The sequence below is a fragment of the Senegalia sp. (in: firmicutes) genome (genome assembly GCF_052088025.1).
GTDB lineage: Bacteria > Bacillota > Clostridia > Tissierellales > SIT17 > Anaeromonas.
Genome location: NZ_JBQCYD010000016.1, coordinates 43,199 through 50,512, shown reverse-complemented (window position 1 = coordinate 50,512; position 7,314 = coordinate 43,199). Strand labels below are relative to the sequence as shown.

General features: G+C 29.3%; 10 protein-coding genes. All 10 read right to left on the bottom strand.

What is annotated here, in order from left to right:
• Positions 1-163: 163 nt before the first annotated feature.
• On the bottom strand, positions 164-322 hold the full coding sequence (locus ACTHUW_RS06090; protein ID WP_442198458.1) for a hypothetical protein: 159 nt from the start codon (positions 320-322) through the stop codon (positions 164-166).
• A gap of 122 nt (positions 323-444) precedes the next feature.
• Positions 445-846, bottom strand: coding sequence for an arsenate reductase ArsC (locus tag ACTHUW_RS06085; RefSeq protein ID WP_442198457.1), 402 nt, complete (start codon positions 844-846; stop codon positions 445-447).
• A 1-nt stretch (position 847) separates the two neighbouring features.
• The gene (locus ACTHUW_RS06080; RefSeq protein WP_442198456.1) at positions 848-1,087 is read right to left on the bottom strand and encodes a thioredoxin family protein; all 240 of its coding nucleotides are present in this window, start codon (positions 1,085-1,087) and stop codon (positions 848-850) included.
• Positions 1,088-1,112: 25 nt separating this feature from the next.
• Positions 1,113-2,117, bottom strand: coding sequence for a permease (locus ACTHUW_RS06075; protein WP_442199568.1), 1,005 nt, complete (start codon positions 2,115-2,117; stop codon positions 1,113-1,115).
• 15 nt (positions 2,118-2,132) lie between these two features.
• On the bottom strand, positions 2,133-2,411 hold the full coding sequence (locus tag ACTHUW_RS06070) for an ArsR/SmtB family transcription factor (RefSeq protein ID WP_442198454.1): 279 nt from the start codon (positions 2,409-2,411) through the stop codon (positions 2,133-2,135).
• Positions 2,412-2,521: 110 nt separating this feature from the next.
• Complete coding sequence (locus tag ACTHUW_RS06065) at positions 2,522-2,896, bottom strand: hypothetical protein (protein WP_442198453.1); 375 nt, start codon at positions 2,894-2,896, stop codon at positions 2,522-2,524.
• 138 nt (positions 2,897-3,034) lie between these two features.
• Positions 3,035-4,084 carry a sigma-54 interaction domain-containing protein gene (locus ACTHUW_RS06060; RefSeq protein WP_442198452.1) on the bottom strand — a complete coding sequence of 350 codons (1,050 nt, stop codon included), beginning with the start codon at positions 4,082-4,084 and terminating at the stop codon, positions 3,035-3,037.
• 17 nt (positions 4,085-4,101) lie between these two features.
• Positions 4,102-4,467: a DUF1667 domain-containing protein gene (locus tag ACTHUW_RS06055; protein WP_442198451.1), complete on the bottom strand. Its 366-nt coding sequence runs from the start codon at positions 4,465-4,467 to the stop codon at positions 4,102-4,104.
• 4 nt (positions 4,468-4,471) lie between these two features.
• The gene (locus ACTHUW_RS06050; RefSeq protein WP_442198450.1) at positions 4,472-5,728 is read right to left on the bottom strand and encodes an NAD(P)/FAD-dependent oxidoreductase; all 1,257 of its coding nucleotides are present in this window, start codon (positions 5,726-5,728) and stop codon (positions 4,472-4,474) included.
• Complete coding sequence (locus ACTHUW_RS06045) at positions 5,721-7,181, bottom strand: NAD(P)/FAD-dependent oxidoreductase (RefSeq protein ID WP_442198449.1); 1,461 nt, start codon at positions 7,179-7,181, stop codon at positions 5,721-5,723. The genes ACTHUW_RS06050 and ACTHUW_RS06045 overlap by 8 nt, the downstream gene beginning before the upstream one ends.
• Positions 7,182-7,314: the final 133 nt, after the last annotated feature.

The window sequence follows — 7,314 nt, the reverse complement described above, 5'->3', positions numbered from 1 at the left end:
ATTTTTAATATTAAATCAATATTAAACTATATTTCCTATCTTGTCAAGAGTAATTGTTGACTTTTTTATTATCATTGAACTTTACATACAGCATCTACACCTACTTTACCAACTATTCTTATATCATATTTCTTTGACTGATGAAACTCTTCTCCATCATATATTAAATCTGACCAACTATTATGTGATGCAGAATAACTTTCTCTAAGTTATGTAAATCTCCTTTAGTGCTTGTTTCTGTTATTCCAAGCCCATCATAATAATCAGATAAAACTTTTATTATTGATAGTGCTCTATCTAAGGATTGTACAACATTTTTCATAATTCATTTTTTCCTTAAATCTAAACTTCTAGAAAATATGATGTCATATAGTTGTTAAATTAGAACTTAATTTTAAAAAAGCCTGCTCTTTTAAAATTTAAAAGAATAGGCTTTTTAACTATTTATATTTGATTTTTCTTTATTCTATATATCAAATCTTCTATCTTTATCCTAATTATTTCTCTTGTTTCTCTAAAATCTTCTATAGAGCATCCTGATGGATCTTCTATACCCCAATCCTCAGTATGACTATTAGGAATATATGGACAAACTACATTACATCCCATACTAATAAGTATATCAATATTCTCTGGAACATCACTTAATAATTTAGGATATTGACTTTTCATATCTATACCTACTTCTTCCATAACTTGAACAGCTTTAGGCTTTATTTCAGGATAATTTTCAGTTCCAGCAGAATAAGAGTCCATGACATCCCTACCTAATTCTTTCGCCCAAGCTTCAGCAATTTGACTTCTACATGAGTTATGAACACATAAAAAAGCAACTTTCTTTTTCATATTATCTTTTACTTTCTATAAACTTAATTATTTCTTTAGCCTTATTTACTTTTCCACTAGAAACTACATTTTCAGCTATTACAAGCGCAGGAGTTTTCATTACTCCATATTTCATAATATCTTCTACTTCTGTCACTTTTTTAACTTCTGCTTCCATATTTAATTCTTCTAATGCTTCTTTTACATTATCCATTAATTTATCACATTTTGAACATCCTGAACCTAAAACTTTAATTTTCATTATAAATCACTCCTATTTTTTATTTTTATATTAATAAATATCCTAAAATATTAAATACATATCCTATAAATATTATACCTAAAGTTACAATTACTATAAATATACCTAGTAATTTCTTTTTGACTACCTTAGATAACATTACCATTGAAGGAAGAGATAAAGCTGTAACTCCCATCATAAATGAAAGTGCAGTGCCAAGTCCTACCCCTTTTGCAACTAATGCTTCTGCTATTGGTAGGGTTCCAAATATATCTGCATACATAGGTACACCAATAAATGTTGCTACAAGTACTGAATACCATTTATCTTTTCCAAGTATAGTCGATATAACACTTTCAGGGATATAATTATGAATAGCTGCACCTATTCCTACTCCTATTAAAATGTATAACCATACTTTTTTTATAATATCTAAAACCTGTTCTTTTGAAAAATTAAGCCTTTCCCTCACAGATAAATCTTCTTCTTCATTATTGTGTATGGGATTATTGTATACAAATGGTTCTACATATTTTTCTAATTTTAATTTACTTATAATTCCCCCACCAATCACTGCAAGAATTAAACCTACTATCACATAAGAAATAGCAATCTTCCAGTTAAAAATACTTGCAAGAAGTATGACTGATGCTAAATCAACTAGAGGTGATGATATTAAAAATGAAAACGTAACTCCTATTGGAAGTCCTGCATTTGTAAATCCAATAAATAATGGTATTGAGGAACAGGAACAAAAAGGTGTAACTGTACCTAATAGTGCCGCTAAAATATTTGCAGTTAGCCCGCTAAATCTTCCTAATATTTTTCTAGTTCTCTCTGGTGGAAAAAATGATTGAATATATGAAATCATAAATATTAAAACAGATAATAATATAAATATTTTAATTACATCATATATAAAAAAATGAATACTTCCACCAAGTCTTGTTTCTATATTTAACTTAAATATATTTTCAACAAGAAAGCGTATTAATTCTGATAACCAGTTCATTTTAAGAAATTGATTGTTTAAAAAGGTAAATATCTCCAAAGTTTACACCTTCCTTTATACTATATCTAAATTGCCAAAAAAATCATTTAAAACCTTTAGCGATTCCTTATTTACGCTATATTTCATCCATTTACCATCTTTTATACTATTTATAAGATTTGCTTCAATTAATATTTTCATATGATAAGACAAGGTAGGTTGTGTTATATTAAACTGTTCTAATAATTCACATGCACAAAGTTCTCCAAATGAAACCATATTAAAAATTTTTATTCTTGTAGGCTCTCCTAAAGCTTTCAACATCAAAGCATTATCAATATATCTCTCATCCAAACAAACACCTCCAAATTATACATATAGATGATCATCTATATGTATAATAACATTACATATAGATATTTGTCAATATGTAATAAATAAAAAGGCGAAGAAATTTCTTCGCCTCACTCCTCTATTTCACTATCACTATTAAGTATTTCTTCAATTTTAAAAGATATCTTTTCTAAGTCAAGTTTCGCTTCCTTCTTTATACTCTTTTTAAGCATAGGTCCTATCTGATTTATATCATCTAGTATATCTTTTAAAAGTTCTATTGCAGCTGTAGCTTCCATTATTTCTGATGGAGTTTCTACTATGTTAGATAATATAGTAGTTTCTGTCCTTGAAGCTATCATTGGACTTTCAATTCCTTCTACATATACATATGTCCTCTTGCCAGGACCTCTGTCATCTTCAATAGGCTTTAAACCTACAATCTTATCTGATCTGATATATTTACCATATCCTAAAGGAACTATAATATCTTTTCTAACTTCCATAAAACTTCCCCTCTCTAATCTATTTTTTATTTATATTATAAATTTACCCAATAATTATTTTATTATCCTTATATATTGATTTAGCCAAATAAGACTCCAAAACTTAGTTTAAGCTAAGTTTTGGAGTCTTATTTATATTTACACTTCTATATTATATTTCCTGGCTTTATTGGCAACAGTAGAATGTGTTATTCCAAGCACTTTTGCTGCCTTATTAAAACTTTTATGTTTTATTAAAGCTCTTGTGATAATTTGCTTTTCATATTCTTTCCATTTTAATATCTCACCTTGAAATCTATCCTCAAGTAGATTGTCTTTATATTTTATATTCTCGTTATTTTCTAATATTTTCTGGGGCAATCTTGAAATATCAATTTCTTCATTTTGACATAGTACAATTAAAGATTCAATTATATTTTCAAGTTCTCTAATATTACCCGGCCATTGGTAACTTTTCAAGCATAATTTTGCTTCTTCTTTAAAATCCAATCTTTTTAATCCTAGCTTATCGGATATTCTTTCATTAAAATGATTAATTAAAAGTTCTATATCTTCGCTTCGCTCTCTTAAAGGGGGAATATTTATAGGTATTACATTTAATCTATAATATAAATCTTCCCTAAATAATCCTGTATTTACCATATCTAATAAATCTTTATTGGTTGCAGAGATTATCTTTATATCCACCTTGATTCTTTCATTACTTCCAACTTTTTCAATTTCTTTTTCTTGAATTACCCTCAGTAATTTCACTTGCATATTAAGTGGTAAATCTCCTATCTCATCTAAAAATAAAGTTCCCTTATCAGCATATTCAAATTTACCAATTTTGTTTTCCATAGCACCAGTAAATGACCCCTTTGTATGGCCAAATAATACCGACTCTATCAATTCATTTGGTATTGCTCCACAATTAACCGCTACAAATCCTTCATCTTTCCTATTACTATTCTGATGAATTTGTCTTGCAATTAATTCTTTCCCAGTTCCACTTTCTCCTGTTACCAATACTGTTGTGGCCACCTTTGAAACTTTTTTAGCTGTCTCTAATATTGATTTCATTTTTTCATTATTGGTAATTATAGGAGAAATTAATTCTTCTTCATTAAATTCTTTATTCAAATTATAATGCTTTCTTATATCTACTATCTTACGTTTATCAATATTTCTATTTGTCATAGCTTCCATAAAAAATCTACTCCTTATTATTTCATATCACGTGTAGATACTATATTCACTCCTGTATTACATATATTTTCTATTACAACATCGCCTACATTTATAGGCGCTTGTAGTGTTACATTATTTATCTTTTTCATAATTTCATTTATTTTTTCTTTGGGTACTGCCTCTTTGGTTTTTACAGGCATTCTTTCTAATAGTCCTCCTCTTACCTTAACAGTAGATGTAATAACCCTAGTAGGATTTGTCATTTCTTTTATGCCATATGCCTCTCCTCGTTTACATCTATTACCACTTACTTTATAGCCAGATTCCTTATCCTTATCTTTTTCTATTAGCAAACTACATCCTATAGGACAAACTATACAAGTTGTTCTTTTAGTATCCATTTTTTCACTCCTCTAATAATTCAATTTCAATATTTTTTGTATCCTCTGGTATTAATTTTTTATCTATATCAATCATTTCCATTTCTCCTGGTGATAATTGTCTTTCCTTTTTCTTATATATTATTTTGTCATCTGCTTTTATAGTAAGATATTTATTCTTATAAACATCAGATACTCTCATAAAAACCTTTAATTTTTCTTGAACATTTACAATTCTTATATCATGAGGAACTATATATCTAACTCCATAACCAGCTATAGTCTTTATTATTTTTTCACTATTTTTTATCTCACCTTTGATATATTTTGCTGCAAATTTTCCAGCCCTTTTACTTTCTTCTGAAACATAATCTACTAAATCATGAACGTGAACTACATTCCCACAAGCAAATACTCCATCTACTGAAGTTTCCATAGATTCATTTACTATAGGTCCAGAGGTAGTTTTGTCAAATTCAATACCTATACTTTTAGAAAGTTCATTTTCAGGTATTAATCCTACTGAAAGTAACAATGTATCACATTCATAATATTTTTCCGTGCCTTTTATAGGCTGCATATTTTTATCTACTTCTGCAACAACTACACCTTCTAATCTATCCTCTCCCTTTATATCAACTATTGTATGACTTAAATATAAAGGTATATCAAAATCTTCTAGACATTGCACGATGTTTCTATTCAACCCTCCAGAATAAGGCATTATTTCAGCTACTCCTAAAACTTCTGCTCCTTCTAAAGTAAGCCTTCTTGCCATGATAAGACCTATATCACCAGATCCTAAAATAAAAGCTTTCTTTCCTACCATATATCCCTCCATATTGATATATCTTTGTGCAGAACCAGCAGTTAGTACACCAGCAGGTCTTTTACCTGGTATTGCAAGTGCCCCTCTTGTTCTTTCACGACATCCCATAGCTAAAACTATAGCTTTAGCCTTGATTTGCATGAATCCATCTTCTGTATTTATGGCACTTATTATTTTATCTTCTGTTATATCTAAAACCATTGTATCGATTTTATATTCTATATTTTTTTCTTTTAAATTCCCTATAAATCTATTAGCATACTCTGGACCAGTTAACTCTTCATTGAATTCTTGAAGACCAAAGCCATTGTGAATACATTGTTGTAATATTCCACCAAGTTCTCTATCTCTTTCTAATACTAAAATATTTTCTACACCATTTTCTTTTGCTTCTATGGCTGCTGCAAGTCCTGCAGGCCCACCACCTACTACAACTAAATCTATATTACGCATCCATATTTCCTCCATTTCCTTTATCAGTTTTTCCTACTAATATATTAGAGTTGTTATTATCTTTTAAAACTTCCTCAGGACTTATATTTAATTCACGAGCTAATATTTCAACTATTCTTGGCCCACAAAATCCACCTTGGCATCTTCCTGCACCCGGTCTAACTTTTCTTTTTATAGCATCTACCGTTCTAGCTTGTGGAGCTCTGTTTATGGCTTCTACTATTTCTGCTTCTGTTATCATTTCACACCTACATATTATTCGGCCATATTTTTCATCTTTTTTAATTAAATTATTTTTTTGTTTATCATCTAATTCCATAAACACTATAGGAGCTTTCCTTATAGGATTAAAGTTTTTCTTAAATTTTAAGTCTTTTTTTATGTCTTTAAATATATCAATTACATATTCAGCTATTGCAGGTGATGCGGAAAGTCCTGGAGATTTTATTCCAGCTACATTTATGAATCCTTTGGCATCTCTAGACTCTTCTATTATAAAATCATTTGTGCTAGCTTGAGCACGAAGTCCTGCAAACGTCCTTATGTTTTCTCTAAATGGTATATTTTCTGAACTCTTATTTGATATTTGTTTTATAAATCTAAGCCCATCATATGTTGTTTGTGTGCCTTCTTTATCATCTATATTTTCTGCATTTGGTCCAACAAGTAAGTTCCCATGTACAGTAGGCACCAAAAGTACCCCTTTACCTAATTTTGTAGGAGATTGAAATATCACTTTATTTATAAATTCTACTCCGCAATCTTTATCAAGTACGTAATATTCTCCTCTTCTAGGAGTTATAGTGAAAGCATTTTTAGAAACCATGTTATTTATCTTATCTGCATATATTCCTGCACAATTTATTATATATTTTGTATCAATATCTTCATTATTAGTTTTAATTTTATAGTTATCTTCATTCTTTTCTATATCTTTAACTTCAGTATTTAATTTTAGCTCTACTCCATTTTCCATTGAATTTTCAGTAAGAGCTATTGCAAGTTCCCAAGGACCAACTATACCTGCTGTTTTAGCATGTAATCCTCCTATAACATTTTTACTGATGTTTTTTTCCATTTCCCTTATTTCATCACCTGTGAGTATTTCCATGCTAGGTATACCATTTTCCATACCTCTATCATATAATTCATCTATGGTATCCATTTCTTCTTTGTTTGTTGCAAGTACAAATGATCCTATTCTTTCAAAAGGTATTTCTAATTCCTTGCTAACTTTATCAAATAAAGCATTCCCTCTTGCATTTAATTTCGCCATCAATGTTCCAGGTTTTGCATCATATCCCCCATGAACAATAGCACTATTTGCTCTTGTAGCTCCCTTAGAGACATCGTTTTCCTTTTCTACAAGTAATATATTTAAATTATATTTTGATAATTCCCTTGCTATAAAAGTACCAACTATTCCTGCGCCTACAATAGTTACATCATACACTTAAACTCCTCCTTTAAAATATAAAAAATAGCCACACCAATTAGACCTTCGTTTCCAAAGGTATTTTTGGTGTGGCTCTCTTATTCTCCTGCCAATATTTAATTGTTAATTTTATTATATATTATTTATTTTC

Bases quoted from the DNA above. Each gene is read 5' to 3' on its own strand.
- ACTHUW_RS06090 (WP_442198458.1), bottom strand. From the start codon at position 322: ATGAAAAATGTTGTACAATCCTTAGATAGAGCACTATCAATAATAAAA.
- ACTHUW_RS06085 (WP_442198457.1), bottom strand. From the start codon at position 846: ATGAAAAAGAAAGTTGCTTTTTTATGTGTTCATAACTCATGTAGAAGT.
- ACTHUW_RS06080 (WP_442198456.1), bottom strand. From the start codon at position 1,087: ATGAAAATTAAAGTTTTAGGTTCAGGATGTTCAAAATGTGATAAATTA.
- ACTHUW_RS06065 (WP_442198453.1), bottom strand. From the start codon at position 2,896: ATGGAAGTTAGAAAAGATATTATAGTTCCTTTAGGATATGGTAAATAT.
- ACTHUW_RS06060 (WP_442198452.1), bottom strand. From the start codon at position 4,084: ATGGAAGCTATGACAAATAGAAATATTGATAAACGTAAGATAGTAGAT.
- ACTHUW_RS06055 (WP_442198451.1), bottom strand. From the start codon at position 4,467: ATGGATACTAAAAGAACAACTTGTATAGTTTGTCCTATAGGATGTAGT.
- ACTHUW_RS06050 (WP_442198450.1), bottom strand. From the start codon at position 5,728: ATGCGTAATATAGATTTAGTTGTAGTAGGTGGTGGGCCTGCAGGACTT.